General features: G+C 63.8%; 20 protein-coding genes and 2 tRNA genes. 7 read left to right on the top strand and 15 right to left on the bottom strand.

All coding sequences use genetic code 11. From position 1 onward, the window contains the following. The first annotated feature begins 83 nt into the window (after positions 1-83). The 4 genes from QUH67_RS15985 to QUH67_RS16000 all read left to right on the top strand — a co-directional run bounded on the left by QUH67_RS15985 (position 84) and on the right by QUH67_RS16000 (position 5,547). Positions 84-719: an ATP-dependent Clp protease proteolytic subunit gene (locus QUH67_RS15985; RefSeq protein WP_300947622.1), complete on the top strand. Its 636-nt coding sequence runs from the start codon at positions 84-86 to the stop codon at positions 717-719. 427 nt (positions 720-1,146) lie between these two features. Beyond that, a complete protein-coding gene (gene clpX / locus QUH67_RS15990; RefSeq protein WP_300947623.1) occupies positions 1,147-2,421 on the top strand; it encodes an ATP-dependent Clp protease ATP-binding subunit ClpX in 1,275 nt (424 codons plus the stop codon). Positions 2,422-2,731: 310 nt separating this feature from the next. Beyond that, on the top strand, positions 2,732-5,158 hold the full coding sequence (gene lon, locus QUH67_RS15995) for an endopeptidase La (protein WP_300947624.1): 2,427 nt from the start codon (positions 2,732-2,734) through the stop codon (positions 5,156-5,158). Positions 5,159-5,470: 312 nt separating this feature from the next. Continuing rightward, positions 5,471-5,547, top strand: a tRNA-Val gene (locus QUH67_RS16000). A 148-nt stretch (positions 5,548-5,695) separates the two neighbouring features. Here the strand turns inward: QUH67_RS16000 and QUH67_RS16005 are convergent. Next, positions 5,696-6,379 (bottom strand): hypothetical protein, encoded by a 684-nt coding sequence (locus QUH67_RS16005; RefSeq protein ID WP_300947625.1) that lies wholly within the window; start codon positions 6,377-6,379, stop codon positions 5,696-5,698. A 353-nt stretch (positions 6,380-6,732) separates the two neighbouring features. Between QUH67_RS16005 and QUH67_RS16010 the strand changes: the two genes are divergently transcribed. Then, positions 6,733-7,593: a class I SAM-dependent methyltransferase gene (locus tag QUH67_RS16010; RefSeq protein WP_300947626.1), complete on the top strand. Its 861-nt coding sequence runs from the start codon at positions 6,733-6,735 to the stop codon at positions 7,591-7,593. 93 nt (positions 7,594-7,686) lie between these two features. Then, complete coding sequence (locus QUH67_RS16015; RefSeq protein ID WP_300947627.1) at positions 7,687-7,905, top strand: hypothetical protein; 219 nt, start codon at positions 7,687-7,689, stop codon at positions 7,903-7,905. Between the two features lie 46 nt (positions 7,906-7,951). On the opposite strand, the gene pepT is transcribed toward QUH67_RS16015, so the two are convergent. Further along, on the bottom strand, positions 7,952-9,244 hold the full coding sequence (gene pepT / locus QUH67_RS16020) for a peptidase T (protein ID WP_300947628.1): 1,293 nt from the start codon (positions 9,242-9,244) through the stop codon (positions 7,952-7,954). A gap of 99 nt (positions 9,245-9,343) precedes the next feature. Beyond that, on the bottom strand, positions 9,344-9,643 hold the full coding sequence (locus tag QUH67_RS16025) for an HU family DNA-binding protein (RefSeq protein ID WP_300947629.1): 300 nt from the start codon (positions 9,641-9,643) through the stop codon (positions 9,344-9,346). A 325-nt stretch (positions 9,644-9,968) separates the two neighbouring features. On the opposite strand from QUH67_RS16025, the gene QUH67_RS16030 reads away from it, so the two are divergent. After that, a tRNA-Asp gene (locus QUH67_RS16030) sits at positions 9,969-10,045 on the top strand. Between the two features lie 72 nt (positions 10,046-10,117). Here the strand turns inward: QUH67_RS16030 and QUH67_RS16035 are convergent. From QUH67_RS16035 to QUH67_RS16090, 12 genes are all read right to left on the bottom strand, one after another. After that, the gene (locus tag QUH67_RS16035) at positions 10,118-11,476 is read right to left on the bottom strand and encodes a hypothetical protein (RefSeq protein WP_300947630.1); all 1,359 of its coding nucleotides are present in this window, start codon (positions 11,474-11,476) and stop codon (positions 10,118-10,120) included. 1 nt (position 11,477) lies between these two features. Beyond that, positions 11,478-11,762 (bottom strand): hypothetical protein, encoded by a 285-nt coding sequence (locus QUH67_RS16040; protein ID WP_300947631.1) that lies wholly within the window; start codon positions 11,760-11,762, stop codon positions 11,478-11,480. A gap of 2 nt (positions 11,763-11,764) precedes the next feature. After that, positions 11,765-11,995 carry a hypothetical protein gene (locus QUH67_RS16045; RefSeq protein WP_300947632.1) on the bottom strand — a complete coding sequence of 77 codons (231 nt, stop codon included), beginning with the start codon at positions 11,993-11,995 and terminating at the stop codon, positions 11,765-11,767. After that, positions 11,992-12,255, bottom strand: coding sequence for a hypothetical protein (locus QUH67_RS16050; protein ID WP_300947633.1), 264 nt, complete (start codon positions 12,253-12,255; stop codon positions 11,992-11,994). The genes QUH67_RS16045 and QUH67_RS16050 overlap by 4 nt, the downstream gene beginning before the upstream one ends. After that, positions 12,252-12,476 carry a hypothetical protein gene (locus tag QUH67_RS16055; RefSeq protein ID WP_300947634.1) on the bottom strand — a complete coding sequence of 75 codons (225 nt, stop codon included), beginning with the start codon at positions 12,474-12,476 and terminating at the stop codon, positions 12,252-12,254. Before QUH67_RS16055 ends, QUH67_RS16050 begins: the two co-directional genes overlap by 4 nt. Next, a complete protein-coding gene (locus QUH67_RS16060; RefSeq protein WP_300947635.1) occupies positions 12,473-12,691 on the bottom strand; it encodes a hypothetical protein in 219 nt (72 codons plus the stop codon). The genes QUH67_RS16055 and QUH67_RS16060 overlap by 4 nt, the downstream gene beginning before the upstream one ends. Further along, on the bottom strand, positions 12,688-12,945 hold the full coding sequence (locus QUH67_RS16065; protein WP_300947636.1) for a hypothetical protein: 258 nt from the start codon (positions 12,943-12,945) through the stop codon (positions 12,688-12,690). The genes QUH67_RS16060 and QUH67_RS16065 overlap by 4 nt, the downstream gene beginning before the upstream one ends. A 10-nt stretch (positions 12,946-12,955) precedes the next feature. Continuing rightward, on the bottom strand, positions 12,956-13,210 hold the full coding sequence (locus QUH67_RS16070) for a hypothetical protein (protein ID WP_300947637.1): 255 nt from the start codon (positions 13,208-13,210) through the stop codon (positions 12,956-12,958). A gap of 57 nt (positions 13,211-13,267) precedes the next feature. Continuing rightward, the gene (locus QUH67_RS16075) at positions 13,268-13,573 is read right to left on the bottom strand and encodes a host nuclease inhibitor protein (protein ID WP_300947638.1); all 306 of its coding nucleotides are present in this window, start codon (positions 13,571-13,573) and stop codon (positions 13,268-13,270) included. Between the two features lie 79 nt (positions 13,574-13,652). Next, positions 13,653-13,976 carry a DUF7673 family protein gene (locus QUH67_RS16080; RefSeq protein ID WP_300947639.1) on the bottom strand — a complete coding sequence of 108 codons (324 nt, stop codon included), beginning with the start codon at positions 13,974-13,976 and terminating at the stop codon, positions 13,653-13,655. Then, entirely contained in the window at positions 13,973-14,311 is a 339-nt protein-coding gene (locus QUH67_RS16085; protein WP_300947640.1) for a hypothetical protein, read from the bottom strand. The genes QUH67_RS16080 and QUH67_RS16085 overlap by 4 nt, the downstream gene beginning before the upstream one ends. Next, positions 14,308-14,751 (bottom strand): hypothetical protein, encoded by a 444-nt coding sequence (locus QUH67_RS16090; protein WP_300947641.1) that lies wholly within the window; start codon positions 14,749-14,751, stop codon positions 14,308-14,310. Before QUH67_RS16090 ends, QUH67_RS16085 begins: the two co-directional genes overlap by 4 nt. Positions 14,752-15,204 lie beyond the last annotated feature (453 nt).

A 15,204-nucleotide genomic window follows, 5' to 3' on the forward strand; every position in this document is an offset into this window, starting at 1 on the left:
GCGATTGGCCTGTCTTGCCGATGGATGTTCGCCCCCACCGATTTGATCCTTTGCCAACCCTCTACCAACCTTTGGGGTGACTAATGCGCGATCCCGTCGAAACCTACATGAACCTCGTGCCCATGGTGGTCGAGCAGACCAACCGCGGTGAACGCGCCTACGACATTTTCTCGCGCCTGCTGAAGGAGCGCATCATCTTCCTGACCGGCCCGGTCGAAGACGGCATGTCGACGCTGGTTGTCGCGCAGCTGCTGTTCCTTGAGGCGGAAAATCCCAAGAAGGAAATCTCGATGTACATCAACTCGCCGGGTGGCGTGGTGACGTCGGGGCTTGCGATCTACGACACCATGCAGTTCATCCGCCCGCCGGTGTCGACGCTGTGCACCGGGCAGGCGGCCTCGATGGGCTCGCTGCTGCTCGCGGCCGGCGCCAAGGACATGCGCTTCTCGCTGCCGAATTCGCGCATCATGGTGCATCAGCCTTCCGGCGGTTTCCAGGGCCAGGCCACCGACATCATGCTGCATGCGCAGGAGATCCTGAATCTCAAGAAGCGCCTGAACGAGATCTATGTGAAGCACACCGGCCAGACCTACAAGGCGATCGAGGATGCGCTGGAGCGCGACAAGTTCCTGACCGCCGACATGGCCCGCGACTTCGGTATCGTCGACAAGGTGATCGAGCAGCGTCCCGAAGAGGGCGGTCCGGTGAAGACGTCGTAAGGTAGCGGACAACGATACCCTTGGTCGACCTTAACGGCTGGTTTAATCCGCAAAATAGGGCCGAAAGCGGCGCGTTGCTTCGCCTGGGCAGAAAGTTCCGCTTTCGTCCCGTCATTTCGGCGTGGCAGTTGCGCAACGCTTGGTCGATTTTTTGAACTTCTCCCCGTGCCAACGCCACAAATCACGGTATTGTCACGGGTAGCCGTTCGGCCTCCGATTAGCGAATTCTTGATAGTCGGCTGTCAGCATGGTTGGCTGTGTGGGATGGACTAAGATCGCGGGGGATTCGATAAACCGTGATTCGCACGGTGGTTATGTGAGTTAAGGTCTTTTTTGGTACGGAATTTGCTCTATCTACCTTTAGGTCCGGTGTGAGTGCCGGAATGGGTCGGTCGGGTGACGGATCGAACGGCGGACGGAGACAAGAATGAGTAAGGTTGGCACGAGCGACTCCAAGAACACGCTGTATTGCTCGTTCTGCGGCAAGAGCCAGCACGAAGTCCGCAAGCTCATCGCAGGTCCCACCGTTTTCATCTGCGACGAATGCGTCGAACTCTGCATGGATATCATCCGCGAGGAGAACAAGTCCTCGCTGGTGAAGTCGCGCGACGGCATCCCGACGCCGAAGGAAATCTGCAAGGTGCTGGACGATTACGTGATCGGCCAGAGCCACGCCAAGAAGGTGCTCTCGGTCGCCGTCCACAATCACTACAAGCGCCTCAATCACCAGACCAAGCACAACGACGTCGAGCTCGCGAAGTCGAACATCCTGCTGATCGGTCCGACCGGCTCGGGCAAGACGCTGCTGGCGCAGACGTTGGCGCGGATTCTCGACGTGCCGTTCACGATGGCGGATGCGACGACGCTGACCGAGGCCGGCTATGTCGGCGAGGACGTCGAGAACATCATTCTGAAGCTGCTGCAGTCGGCCGACTACAATGTCGAGCGCGCGCAGCGCGGCATCGTTTATATCGACGAAATCGACAAGATCAGTCGCAAGTCCGACAACCCGTCGATCACCCGCGATGTGTCGGGTGAGGGCGTGCAGCAGGCGCTGCTGAAGATCATGGAAGGCACCGTCGCCTCCGTGCCTCCGCAGGGCGGCCGCAAGCATCCGCAGCAGGAATTTCTGCAGGTCGATACCACCAACATCCTGTTCATCTGCGGCGGCGCGTTCTCCGGCCTGGAAAAGATCATCTCCGCGCGCGGACGTTCGACCTCGATCGGTTTCGCCGCGCAGGTGCTGGCGCCCGAAGACCGCCGCACCGGCGAGATCTTCCGCCATGTCGAGCCGGAAGACCTGCTGAAGTACGGCCTGATCCCGGAGTTCGTCGGCCGTCTGCCCGTCGTGGCGACGCTGGAAGATCTTGACGAGACCTCGCTGAAGAAGATCCTGGTCGAGCCGAAGAACGCGCTGGTGAAGCAGTATCAGCGCCTGTTCGAGATGGAGAATATCGAGCTCACCTTCGCCGACGAGGCGCTTGGCGCGGTCGCCCGCAAGGCGATCGAGCGCAAGACCGGCGCGCGGGGTCTGCGTTCGATCCTGGAGGCCATCCTGCTCGAGACCATGTTCGACCTTCCGGGCCTGGAAGGCGTCGAAGAGGTCGTGATCTCGCGCGAAGTGGTCGAGGGTACGGCCCGTCCGCTCTACATCTACGCGGACCGTTCCGACCGGGCCGTCGAGAGCAGCGCCAGCGCCTGATACCGTCAGGCGGGCCAGACCTGCAACTTCTGATAATGCGGCTGCCGGAGCTTCCGGCGGCCATTGTAGCGTAAGCGTTTTTCGCACGTTTCAGCCGCAATTAGCGGTCATTTTCCGTGACTTGACACCCCCATACCCGATAGCCACCTAATGCGTATGGTGGCGGAAATCACATTCGAGATTCGTCGCAAATCATCCGGCGTGACGCGGCTGCGAAGGCGGCCGGGTGACCTGGAACTCCCGGCACCTTGTGGCGGTTGCGCAAGCGAAGCGGACTGCGAGCAAGGGGGCAAAACAAAAGGATAAGGCCATGACGACCCCAAAAACCAGGCCAACCATCGTTCTCGGCGAAAGCCATTCCTATCCCGTATTGCCGCTTCGCGACATCGTGGTTTTCCCGCACATGATCGTGCCGCTGTTCGTCGGCCGCGAGAAGTCGATCCGCGCCCTCGAAGAGGTGATGAAGAACGACGCGCTGATCCTGCTCGCGACGCAGAAGAATGCTTCCGACGACGATCCGAACCCGGATTCGATCTACGAGGTCGGTACGCTCGCAAGCGTTCTACAGTTGCTGAAGCTCCCCGACGGCACCGTGAAGGTGCTGGTCGAAGGGCTCGAGCGCGCGCGCGTGCAGAAATATTCCGACCGCAGCGAATATTACGAGGCGACCGCAGTCGCGCTCGCCGACACCGACGCCAATTCGGTTGAAGCCGAAGCCCTGGCGCGCTCGGTCGTGTCCGATTTCGAAAGCTATGTGAAGCTGAACAAGAAGATCTCCGCCGAAGTCGTCGGCGTGGTTCAGGCGATCACTGATTTCGCCAAGCTGAGCGACCAGGTTGCCCAGCATCTCGCCGTCAAGATCGCCGATCGCCAGGGCATCCTGGAGACGTTGTCCGTCACGCAGCGCCTGGAGAAGGTACTGGGGCTGATGGAGAGCGAAATCTCGGTGCTGCAGGTCGAGAAGCGCATCCGCTCGCGCGTCAAGCGCCAGATGGAGAAGACCCAGCGCGAGTATTATCTGAACGAGCAGATGAAGGCGATCCAGAAGGAGCTCGGCGACGACGAAGGTCGCGACGAACTCGCTGATCTGGAAGAGAAGATTGCCAAGACCAAGCTTTCAAAGGAAGCGCGGGAGAAGGCGCAGCACGAGTTGAAGAAGCTGCGCCAGATGTCGCCGATGTCCGCGGAAGCGACCGTCGTGCGCAACTATCTCGACTGGCTGCTGTCGATCCCGTGGAACAAGAAGTCCAAGGTGAAGAAGGATCTGGAAGCCGCGCAGGCGGTGCTGGATGCGGACCATTATGGGCTCGAGAAGGTCAAGGACCGCATCGTCGAGTATCTCGCGGTGCAGTCGCGCGCCAACAAGCTGACCGGGCCGATCCTGTGCCTGGTCGGACCTCCCGGCGTCGGCAAGACCTCGCTCGGCAAGTCGATCGCGAAGGCCACTGGCCGCGAATTCGTTCGCGTGTCGCTCGGCGGCGTGCGCGACGAAGCCGAGATCCGCGGTCATCGCCGCACCTATATCGGCTCGATGCCCGGCAAGATCATCCAGTCGATGCGCAAGGCCAAGAGCTCGAACCCGCTGTTTCTGCTGGACGAGATCGACAAGATGGGCGCCGACTTCCGCGGCGACCCGTCGTCGGCTTTGCTCGAGGTTCTGGACCCCGAGCAGAACGGGACGTTTGCCGACCACTATCTGGAGGTCGACTACGATCTGTCGAACGTCATGTTCATCACGACCGCGAATACGCTGAATATTCCCGGACCGCTGATGGACCGCATGGAGATCATTCGGATCGCCGGCTATACCGAGAACGAGAAGGTCGAGATCGCGCGCAAGCACCTGATCCCGAACGCCATCTCCAAGCATGGCCTCGATTCCAAGGAATGGTCGATCGACGACGATGCCTTGCTCCTGATGATCCGCCGCTACACCCGCGAAGCGGGCGTGCGTAACCTGGAGCGTGAGCTCTCCACACTCGCCCGCAAGGCGGTGAAGGAGCTGATGATCTCCAAGAAGAAGTCGGTCAAGGTCACGGAAAAGACCCTGGAAGACTTCCTCGGCGTGCCGAAGTACCGCTTCGGCGAGATCGAGAGCGAGCCGCAGGTCGGTATCGTCACTGGATTGGCCTGGACCGATGTCGGCGGCGAGTTGCTGACCATCGAAGGCGTCATGATGCCCGGCAAGGGCAAGATGACGGTCACGGGCAATCTGCGTGACGTGATGAAGGAGTCGATCTCGGCGGCAGCGTCCTACGTCCGCTCCCGCGCGATCAACTACGGCATCGAGCCGCCGCTGTTCGACCGGCGCGATATCCACGTTCACGTGCCTGAAGGGGCGACCCCGAAGGACGGGCCGTCGGCGGGTGTGGCGATGGCCACCGCGATCATCTCGGTCATGACCGGCATTCCGGTTCGCCACGATGTCGCGATGACCGGCGAGATCACCTTGCGTGGTCGCGTGCTGCCGATCGGCGGCCTGAAGGAGAAGCTGCTGGCTGCCGCGCGCGGCGGCATCAAGACGGTGCTGATCCCCGAGGACAACGCCAAGGATCTCACGGAGATTTCCGATGCGATCAAGGGCGGCATGGAGATCATCCCGGTGGCCCGCCTCGACGACGTCACCGCCAAGGCGCTGGTCCGCGCCCCGGTGCCGATTGTCTGGGAAGAGGACACCAAGGTGCCGGTCAAGGCCGACGCGACGGATGAAGCCGCTGGTGGGCTGACCGCCCACTGAGACGGATCGAACCAAAAAGATGAAAAACGGCGCCTTCGGGCGCCGTTTTTGCGTGTGTGCACCGGAGGCGCGCTGAATGACCGGGGCGCCGGCGAGGGTCCATCCGCCAGCGCGACCAGATCTAACCGGCGCGGGCAGATCGGGTGCCGCTCTGCGGCGCCATGGATCAACGATATCAAAGATTTGCCGGGACGGCCGACCGGCTAGGGCAGGCGGTCCGGGCTACTTTGCATGGGGTTGTTTTCGATATTTTGTGCCGTGACGTGCAACCCTTGCATCCGGGGGCGCCGCAGGGCTAAACAGGCGCCGTGAGGGCGGCTAGCTCAGCTGGTTAGAGCATCTCGTTTACACCGAGAGGGTCGGGAGTTCGAATCTCTCGCCGCCTACCAGCCTTCGCCCTGTGGGCTTCGGCCGGGCAGGCCAGCCTTCGCGGCGGCGGCGCCACATTCATTCTGCTCGCAGGGCGTAGAGCGAAGTCGGTCCGCTGCTCAGCATTGCAGGCGCGGGACCGAAGTCCCACGCCGCGTTCTCTGCTCTTCAGCTCTGCGGGGTCGGGGTGGCCGACGGGAGCGTTAGCGGAGCGCCGCCAAGCGAAATGGGGCCAATCGGGTTCGGCTGACGCGCCATCTTCTTGCGAGCGCGGGAGAACCGGTGGTTGGCCTGCTTCGCCGAAATCGAGGCGGTGACGTCCGAGGCCATCGCATTTTTCAGCGAGTCGACCTTGGCCGTCAGCGCGGAGATCTGGCTGGAGATCTTCTTTACGTCCTGATGCTCGTCCGCGATCTGGGCGGAAAGTTTCTTCGTGCCGGCCTGTTCGTCCACGCTCTGCCGCAGAGAAGCGAGCGCAATGGAGTCCTGCTGCAGCAGGGCTGCGTTCTGCTGCAGCAGGACGTTGTTCGCCTGCAGCGCGGCAAAGTGGTTTTGCTGGGTCGACTGGATTTCCTTCAAGGCGACGAGCGTCGGATCCTGGGTCGGTTCGGAAGTCTTCGGCTGCGGAAGCCACTCGGCCAGACGGCTGACGTCGGGCAGGGTGAGGTTGCTGATGTTCGGCAGCGCAAAATCGGAAGGCGACAGCGTGTAGACGGCCGCCGTCGAGTTGATGCCGAGCGCGAGAATCGCCAGCGCCAGGATCGATTTGCGGGTCTTGCTCGGCGCATTGGCGACGGCTTTTTCGTTTTGGTTCTGGGCTTCCAGGGTCTTGATTTCGGTTGTCTCGGTCACGCGGGTTACTCACAAAGGGGTGAACAAAAAAGGAGCCGTCGCCGGATGGTCCGTCGCGACGGCTCCTCTACGCGGCACCCAACTACAACTGTCGGAGAGAATAAGCGGGCGATATTAATTCCGCGTTACGCCTGCATGCCCGGCATCAATTGCAGATCACCGCGATGCTGCACACATTGGTTGCGCGATGACGTGCGATGAAAATGTCCGTCCCGTTCGTTCGTATCATGTGATCGTGAGTTCGATTCTTCGCCGTCTTGTCAGCCTTCATAACCGTGGTACCACGGATGAACTGCGTGCATGGTGAACGCCTGCGCCTGCGAATATTCCGATCGAGAGAAGGGACCGCACCCATGGACGCCCCAGTCAGTCACGATCAAAACGCCGACCAGGTCGCTTACTGGAACGGGCCTGCCGGCCAGCGCTGGGCCGATCGGCAGGCGGCGCAGGATGTGCTGCTCAAGCCGGTCGCCGACCTTGTCGTCGACCGGGCGAAGCTGCAGCCGGGCGAGCGCGTGATCGATGTCGGCTGCGGTAGCGGCGCCACGTCGCTCGCATTCGCGCGCGAGGTTGCGCCGTCAGGCCGCGTGCTCGGCGTCGATGTCTCGGAGCCGATGCTGGCGCGGGCGCGGCAGGCGGCGCCGAAGGATTTGCCGGTCGATTTCGTGCTGGCCGACGCCACCGTCTATCCGTTCGAGCCGGCGAGTTTCGACGTGCTCGCCTCGCGCTTCGGCGTGATGTTCTTTGCTGATCCCGTGCTGTCGTTCGCCAATCTGCGCAAGGCCCTGAAACCCTCGGGGCGGCTGGTCTTCGCCTGCTGGCGCGAGCCGCGCGAAAACCCGTTCTTCATGGCGCCATTGGCTGCGGCCTACAAGCACGTGCCAAAGCTGCCGCAGCAGGGGCCGGAAGATCCCGGACCGTTCGCGTTCGCCTCGGAGGCGCGTGTGCGCCATATCCTTGGCGAGGCTGGCTTTACGGGCGTCGGGATGGAGGCGTGTCCGCTGTTGCTGGATGCCGCGATCGGCCGCGGTCTCGACGGGGCCGTACAGGGGACGCTGGAAATCGGCCCGGTCAGCCGGGCGCTGGACGGGCAGCCCGAACATCTGCGCACCGCCGCCGTCAATGCGATCCGGGAGGCGCTGACGCCGTTTGCCAAAGGCGATGCAGTGCTGCTGCCGGCGTCGGTGTGGATCGTGACGGCGAAGGCCTCGTAACGCAGGATCGCCACGTCAGCGCCACCAAATCGCCAGACGAATCGCCGACGACTTTCCAATCGGGCCGGCGGCGTATGCGCACGAGTAACAGTAGTGATGCGCGAACTTGATCCCTATTTAACGCCGGCCCGAGCCGGATTGATCACGATTGCGGCCTTCGTATTCGTGGTGATCTTCGCGCGCGTCGTCACGATGTCCGATCAACAGGCTGAAGTCCGCGCGCGAACTGCGGAAGCCCCGCCCGCTGAAAGCGCTGAGCCGATCACGCAGGGCATCGGCGGCATCAAGGGCCTGCGCGGTACGTTGCCTTGAGGTCCTTTGCAGCGGACGGCCAAGGCTAAGCGCCGCGAGCGGGTGGTTACGCCCGCTCTTCCCATATCATTGCCAAATGTACGATGGTCTCCGCCGCCTTTTCCATGTCCTGCCGGCTGACCCATTCCAGCCGCGAGTGGAAGGCGTGTTCGCCGGCGAAGATGTTGGGGCACGGCAGGCCCATGAAGGATAGCCGCGAGCCGTCGGTGCCGCCGCGGATCGAGCTGCGCACCGGTGTCAGACCGGCGCGGCGGATCGCCTCCATGGCGTAGTCGATGGTCTCGGGATGGCGGTCGATCACCTGCTTCATGTTGCGGTATTGCTGCTTGACCTCCATCCGGTAGGTCGAATGCGGATAGTCCTTCATCACCTCTTTGACGATGCCTTCCAGCAGGGCTTCCTTTTCTTGCAGGCCCTCGTCGGTGAAGTCGCGCACGATGAAGCCGATGGTCGCCTTCTCGAGCGCGCCCGAGATACCGATCGGATGCAAAAAGCCTTCCTTGCCCTCGGTGGTCTCCGGCGAACAGGTGTTCTTTGGCAGGCGATCGATGATGGCGGCCGCGATCTTGATGGCGTGCTCCATCTTGCCCTTGGCGAAACCGGGATGGGTGGAGACGCCCTCGATGGTGATGGTGGCGCCGTCGGCCGAAAAGGTCTCGTCCTCGATATGGCCGGCGCTTTCGCCGTCCATCGTATAGGCGAAGTCGGCGCCGAGTTTCTTCAAATCGACCTTGTCGACGCCGCGGCCGATTTCCTCGTCGGGCGTGAACAGGATCTTGATGGCGCCGTGCTTGATCTGCGGGTTCTGGACCAGGAATCGCGCCGCATCCATGATCTCGGCGAGGCCGGCCTTGTTGTCGGCGCCCAATAGGGTGGTGCCGTCGGTCGTGATGATGTCATGGCCGATCTGGTCGGCGAGCGCGGGATGATCGGCGGCGCGGATCACCGGCGCCTCGATGCGCCCGCCCTGGATCCCGGTCATCGGCGCACGATCAGGCAGCAGCACGATGTCGCCGCCCTGGTAGTTCTTCACGATCTGCGGCTTGACGTTGGCGCCGGTACAGTCGGGCGAGGTGTCCATGTGCGAGCAGAAGCAGATCACCGGCACTGTCTTGTCGGTATTGGCCGGGATCGTCGCATAGACGTAGCCGTGCTCGTCGAGATGGGCGTCGGCCAGCCCCAGTTCCTGCAACTCGGACGCCAGCAGGCGGCCCAGGTCCTTCTGCTTCTCCGTGGAGGGGCAGGTCGGCGAAGCCGGGTCGGACTGGGTGTCGATCACGACATAGCGCAGGAAGCGTTCGGTGACATCGTGGGTGAAGGCGAGGGACGAAGCCGGCATGACCATCCAAGAGCTATGGCAAGGGAAGCGCTCTATACCAGAAAAACGCCATCCCGGCGCGCGGCCGGAATGGCGCTTCGGGTCACGGATGTCGCAGGGTTACACGGCTTCCTTGAGTTCCTTGGCGGCGCGGAACGCGACCTTCTTGCTGGCCTTGATCTGGATCGGCTCGCCGGTGGCGGGGTTGCGGCCGACGCGGGCGGCGCGCTTGCGGACCTGGAGGATGCCGAGCCCGACGATACGGACCCGCTCGCCCTTCTTCAGGTGTTTTGCGATCCGGTCCACCATGCCGGTCAGGATCGCCTCGGCGGCCTTCTTGGAGAGTTCATGTTCCTCGGCCAGCGCCGCTGCCAGATGTTTCAAGGTGATGGTGGCTGGAGCCGCTGCTTTTTTTGCCATGTCTGGCCCTCTGATTGATGGGTGGGGTGGCCTGGCCGCGCCCGTGAATGGCGGTCCGTGCCAGGAAATGCCTTGCGTGATGATGTGAAACCCTGCGGCTCCCGGCAACCGGCGCAAGGAGGGTTTCAGGAAACCCGAGCGTAGCAGGCCTTAGACGATTCGGACGATTGCTGCCTACGCCGTTTTGCCGCCAAAACCGGCCATAATCTGCTGCGGAATCGCGGAAATGCCTGCCCGAGAGGAGGATTCGCAACCTCCTTGACTAAGCGGGGACGGCCCTTTATGCCCTCGGTTCTGCGCGGATCGATATCCGATTTCGGCATCCGCGGGAGTAGCTCAGTTGGTTAGAGCGCCGCCCTGTCACGGCGGAGGCCGCGGGTTCGAGTCCCGTCTCTCGCGCCATTCTTTTCAATGGCTTAGCCGAAAAACCCCGGCCATTTTCCGACTCCCTGAAGGGCCACTTTCCGACTCTTTTCACGTCTTTGGCCCCTTTGTGTTCGCGGCCGCCGCCCGCATCACCTTGCGGCCGCGCTCGCGCGCCTCGTCGGCGAGATTCACGACGGCCGCCTGGTTCGGCAGGTAGGTCGCCTGCAGGCGCTTGTTGGTGTCGATGCTGTTGGCCATCTTGCCGGCCAGCGCCGCCGGATCGACCTGGCCGGCGATCGCCTCGATCGCGCCCGATCGGCGGAAATCCATGATCTTCCGCGTGTCCGGGAATTTCGATTTCAGCTTGAGCAGCTCGACATCGGTCTTCCCGGCGGCGAGGTCCGGTCTGGTGACCTTCACCAGGCCGAGCCAGACGCGGTCGGCCGCCAACACCATCCGGAAGTCCTTCGACAGAGTGTCCTTCGAGTAGGGCGCCGGCGCCCGCGGCCGGCCACCCTTCGGACCAGGTGCGGCGCCCCGGGTGCGGAAGATCGGGCTCTCGGGATGCAGGGTGGCGCCCAGGCCCCCGATATAGGCCTTGAGCAGCGCCTGGGTTTCGGCGCTGAGCGTGCCGATCGCCGCCTTGCCGGTCTTGGCGCGGTCGACCTGGAATTGCCCCTCCGGCCCGTCCCCGCTGAGCTGGGACAGGGTCAGCGTGCGAACGTCGACCGGCGACAGCATGGTGTCCCAGGCGACGGCGAGGGCCGCCTGCAGGCCCTTGAAGCCAAGCTCGCCGGCGCCGTCGATGACAATCCGCGCCTCGTCGTAGAGCCAGATCGCGTTGCGCGCCTTCGGGGTCTTGCGGCGGATGCCGAGCGAGGGATCGTCGCCCAGGCAATAGCGTGTATCGTCGGCGCGATTGATCGTCTTCAGCTTGGCCCAGATCGCGCGCCAGTACTTCATGGCGATGTAGGCCTCGCCGACGCCGTGTTTCTCCAGGATGCCCTGGACGGCATCGTCTCTGGGATCGCCGTGGTACCAGAGATCGATGTGCTCGAGCGCGACGGTGCGCGGGTTGACGTCGCCGAACGTCGGCTCGATGTACTTCCAGCCGCGCAGCCAGCCTTCCTTGGTGCGCGGCTTCATCTGCTTCCACTCGCCGGTGGCGCGGAATTTCGCAAAACCCTCGCCGAGGCTGTCGGAGGGATAGATGCGGTCGGTCGAATCGGGAGCCATGCCGGCGCGGTGCGCCTTGCGGGCCTCGTCCCATTTCCTGTTCCAGCTCTCGGCGACCGCCCAGGCGAGCGGGCCGTCGACGCCGCAATCCACGTGCTTGAAACCGAGTTTGGCCATCAATGTCGGCTCGAAAACGCCCGTGAGCTTGTTCGGCCGCGCGAGGCACGGCGCCCAGTAACCGCGCGCGGGACGATCCTTGAACTTTCGCCGCACGTAGTAGCGAATCGTCACGTCACCCACTCCGGACCCCCGTCATCCGCGCGCGCACAACATCGGAAGCGTTGCGCGCGGTGGTGACGGGAGTCAAACGGTCGGCAAACAGGTGTGGAAAACGCGACCGCCGCCAGGCGTTGATCGCGTCCATGTCGAAGTTGCCAGTCGTCTGGTCCGGCGGCGGAAATCCGCGCGAGATCAGTTCGGGCAGCTTCTTCTGAAAATCTTCGAGGGAGAGCCACAGCACTCGCGCGGCGGCAGCCGGCGGACAATCGCCGGAGCCAGGCGCCAGCTTGTAGCGCATGCTCATGTCGCGTCGGCCTCCGCCCTTGAGATGACGTCGAACCAGTGCGCCTCGATCGCGTCGTCCTGGGCGACGCAGCCGGCGCCGGTGGCTTTGGCGCAGGCCGCCCAGCCGCATTCGCAGGTCGCGACGTTGACGGCGTCGCCGTCAAACCATTCGCGGGTCATCCTGACGAGATGGCCGGGCCAGACGGCGGGATGTTTCCAGGGTTCGGCTTTGCGCGCCTTGTTCATGCCGCCTCGCTTCCGCCCACGACGGACAGCGCCGGCGCATTGAGCAACGCGAGCAGCTCGCGGCAGCCGAACACTTCGATGCCGTCGACGAAGAACCGCTTGGCGGGCTCCACCTTGGAGCCGCGCCGGCGCGGCATGGCGACGAAGCAGGTCAGCCGCGGATAGGCGTCGTTGCGGTAGTGGTCCTGGTAGCTGTCGCTCAGATCCAAGTGCATCGTGAAATGCATTTTGGAGTTCTTGAGATCCTCGCGCGTGATCACGTCGCGTCTCCCTTGCCCAGCCGATCGCGCTGCAGCTTGAGCTGCTCGAGCAGCTGCTCGGCGCTCCGGATGCCGGCGTCGAGATAGCGGCCGCGCTCGTCGTAGGACGTCGTCGCGAGCGAGGCCTTGACCACGCTGCGCGTGATCAGCGGCGTGATGGTCATGCAGGCGTTGACGGCTTCCGCCAGCGGGATGCGCGGGTTGATCTTGGCGCCGATCATGCGACCTCCTGCGCGACGAAGGGCAGGCGGCAGGCCTCGCAATAGCCGCTGGTGCGGTTGAGCCAGGTCAGCTGGTGCTCGCCGTCGACGGCCGCCTCGCACAGCTTGCCGTTCTGGATGCAGGCCGAGCAGACCGGCGGGTTGGTGCTGACCCAGCTGCAGCCGCCGCGGCAGGCGCGATCGTCGGTGCAGCCACAACCGATGCAACGCATCATTCGCCTCCCGTGCGGTCGAGTACCCCTTGGCGATGGCCGTCCATGTAGGACAGCGGGTCGATATCGCGATCGCCGCGCTGCAGCAGATCTTCCGGGCGTAACCGCCACGGCTTGCCGGCCAATGCGTCGGCGTGACCGAGCTCCCACGCCGGCAGATCGAAAATGAGGGAGCGGGAGGCGGATTCGACACCGCGTCTCCGGGGAGGGAACCCCCGGCGCTCTCGTTGAGCTATGCCCGCATAAGCGAATTTCATGATGCCCTCGTCAGCCGTTGGCCGCGCGGCGCTGCCGCAGGCAGGTTTCGACTTGCTCGATGGCCTTCAAATATTCGTCGCTCGGATCCGCGAGGAATGCCGGCGGGCCGTCGGCAAGCGCCTCGAGCTCCCGCTGCGCTTCCTCGAAGTCGCGCAGTAAAGCCAACTCGGCATCGAGCTCTGCGCACAGGCCGGCTTCGTCGAGCACAAAGCGACGATCCGGATCGGGCTGTTCGACAAACGGGATTAAGGGAAGATCGGCCATCCGGCTGCTTCTCCAGAAGTGCCGGGCTGCTCGCCGGCGAGAGACGCAGGGAAACTGTCATCGCGGCAACACCCGCACGCCCTTGGGCGGATTGATCCCGATCCATTTGACCCAACGGCAGAGGGCCTCGAGCGCGGCCAACTGGCTGTCGGCTTCGGGGATGCCGGGCACGAGCAACTGCACCGTGCCCGGCATCCTTCCGCGCCGCCCGCCGATCACCCGTGCATGACGCGCATTGACGTCGATGAACTCGCGAAGCTGCTTTTCCGGCCCGCGCGCGAACACGATCGCGCCTTTCGGCACGGCGGTACCGAACTCGATCAGGCCGGACGGGAAGCACCAGGCGCGAAGCGTTTGCGTCATAGCGGCCTCCACAGCGCCGCGGCGAACATCGCCGCCACGAAGAAGCCGAGGACGATCGCGCCGATGGTGTCGGTGTCGATCATCCGCGCACCGCCTTTCGCGACGGCCGCCGCGGCTGCCGGCGCCAGCGCAGCACGATCGCCTCGAAATCAGGGCCGACGCCCAGGCCGTCGGGATAGCAGTGGCTTTTGGCGATGTAGGCAAACACCACCATCATGTCGTCGCAGATCGCCTGATCCACGTTCCAGAGATCGGTGAGATGGAAGCCGCCGTCGCGAGAGGGATTCCACCAGGCGAGCAGGAAATCGGCTACCAGCCGGCTCTGGCCGGTGTCCCCATGCGCGATCTTGACGAGTCGTTCGAGCGCGTCGCTGACCTTGAGAAGGTCGACATCGATGATCATGTGTGCACCTCGATGGCCCCGTCGAAATCCTTGATGGTGAGCGCGACCACGCGGCGGTCGCCGTTGCAGAGCATCTGCCACTCGACATGCGAGATCGCGGCCTTGTCGGCGTCGATCGCCGCGTCATAGGCGGCGAACGATTTGGCCGCGCTGGCGACGGCGCGGCGCAGGCCGTCGATCGAGGCCTCGGCGCCGTGCAGATCGCCGCCGCGCAGGATGGCCGCTTCCTCGAGGATCCTGGCGCCGATGCCCATCAGGTCGCAGATCAACAGGAATCGCGGCGCGTGTTGCTGCGCCGGCGCGGCCGCGGCTGCCTTTTTCGGGGCGCGGCTCACGGCAACACCTCAATGAAGAGGTAGCGCTTGCGCATGAACGCGGCGTGCTTCTGCGCGCCGGTCAGCCGCGGCTGCACGCCGTGGCGCATGGTCTTGCTCTGCAGCGAGCGGCGGCCGCCTTGCATCGGCGTGGGCCCGAGGCCGACGCCCTTGATGCCGACGAACTTCTTGAACGTCTCGCGCGCCTTCGCCGCCGCCGGCGTCACCACCAGGTGGTTGTCGTCCTGGTTGCAGCGGCGGTGCGCGACGCCGACGGATTTGCCGCCGAACGCGCGCGGCACGGTGATGTGCGCGCGGTCCCAGGCCTGGTCGGGCGTGACCGGCCCATCGCAGTGAACGCAGATTGGGAATTTGCCGCGCTCGGCCTTGTGGGCGGCGAGGCATTCGAGCTGCCACACCTGCTCGCGCTCGCGGCTTCCGAAACGTGGTCTGTACGCCATGGTTTCCCTCATGAGCGTGATGAAAAAAGCGCGGGCCGGTTTCCGGATGGGGATCTCCCCAGGGCTGAAGTGGGGAGGGACCGGCCCGCGCTGGCACCGGCAGTTGACGCGCCGGTAAGTCTCGGGAGGGACCGGGTCCAATTCCCGGCCACCCGACTCATCGCCGGGCAAGGGAAACGCTAATCCGCAAAACTCGGATTTGCAACACAGGAAATCCGAATTTCTCGGATGATGCGTTTTTGTGAATGCGGGCCAGCGGTAATGGGCGCTACCTTAGGGTGTGCGCGGTGCGGTTCAGTGCGCACTTCGGGGGTGAGTATGGAAGCCAAACCAAATAATTGGCACCAGCGGCAGGCGCTCCAAATAGCCGCGCAACTGCCGGAAGAGACGGAAGATGCTCTCGCGATCCTGCGCTGCGCGGTGCAGCTCATTTTGTTCTGCGATGGGGAGGGC

This window comes from Bradyrhizobium roseum, assembly GCF_030413175.1.
In the GTDB taxonomy this organism is placed as follows: Bacteria; Pseudomonadota; Alphaproteobacteria; order Rhizobiales; family Xanthobacteraceae; genus Bradyrhizobium; species Bradyrhizobium roseum.

Bases quoted from the DNA above. Each gene is read 5' to 3' on its own strand.
- QUH67_RS15985 (WP_300947622.1), top strand. From the start codon at position 84: ATGCGCGATCCCGTCGAAACCTACATGAACCTCGTGCCCATGGTGGTC.
- QUH67_RS16055 (WP_300947634.1), bottom strand. From the start codon at position 12,476: ATGATCGGCGCCAAGATCAACCCGCGCATCCCGCTGGCGGAAGCCGTC.
- QUH67_RS16065 (WP_300947636.1), bottom strand. From the start codon at position 12,945: ATGAAATTCGCTTATGCGGGCATAGCTCAACGAGAGCGCCGGGGGTTC.
- QUH67_RS16045 (WP_300947632.1), bottom strand. From the start codon at position 11,995: ATGAACAAGGCGCGCAAAGCCGAACCCTGGAAACATCCCGCCGTCTGG.
- QUH67_RS16025 (WP_300947629.1), bottom strand. From the start codon at position 9,643: ATGGCAAAAAAAGCAGCGGCTCCAGCCACCATCACCTTGAAACATCTG.
- QUH67_RS16010 (WP_300947626.1), top strand. From the start codon at position 6,733: ATGGACGCCCCAGTCAGTCACGATCAAAACGCCGACCAGGTCGCTTAC.
- clpX (WP_300947623.1), top strand. From the start codon at position 1,147: ATGAGTAAGGTTGGCACGAGCGACTCCAAGAACACGCTGTATTGCTCG.
- QUH67_RS16060 (WP_300947635.1), bottom strand. From the start codon at position 12,691: ATGATGCGTTGCATCGGTTGTGGCTGCACCGACGATCGCGCCTGCCGC.
- QUH67_RS16080 (WP_300947639.1), bottom strand. From the start codon at position 13,976: ATGATCATCGATGTCGACCTTCTCAAGGTCAGCGACGCGCTCGAACGA.
- QUH67_RS16090 (WP_300947641.1), bottom strand. From the start codon at position 14,751: ATGGCGTACAGACCACGTTTCGGAAGCCGCGAGCGCGAGCAGGTGTGG.
- lon (WP_300947624.1), top strand. From the start codon at position 2,732: ATGACGACCCCAAAAACCAGGCCAACCATCGTTCTCGGCGAAAGCCAT.
- QUH67_RS16070 (WP_300947637.1), bottom strand. From the start codon at position 13,210: ATGGCCGATCTTCCCTTAATCCCGTTTGTCGAACAGCCCGATCCGGAT.
- QUH67_RS16040 (WP_300947631.1), bottom strand. From the start codon at position 11,762: ATGCGCTACAAGCTGGCGCCTGGCTCCGGCGATTGTCCGCCGGCTGCC.
- QUH67_RS16075 (WP_300947638.1), bottom strand. From the start codon at position 13,573: ATGACGCAAACGCTTCGCGCCTGGTGCTTCCCGTCCGGCCTGATCGAG.
- pepT (WP_300947628.1), bottom strand. From the start codon at position 9,244: ATGCCGGCTTCGTCCCTCGCCTTCACCCACGATGTCACCGAACGCTTC.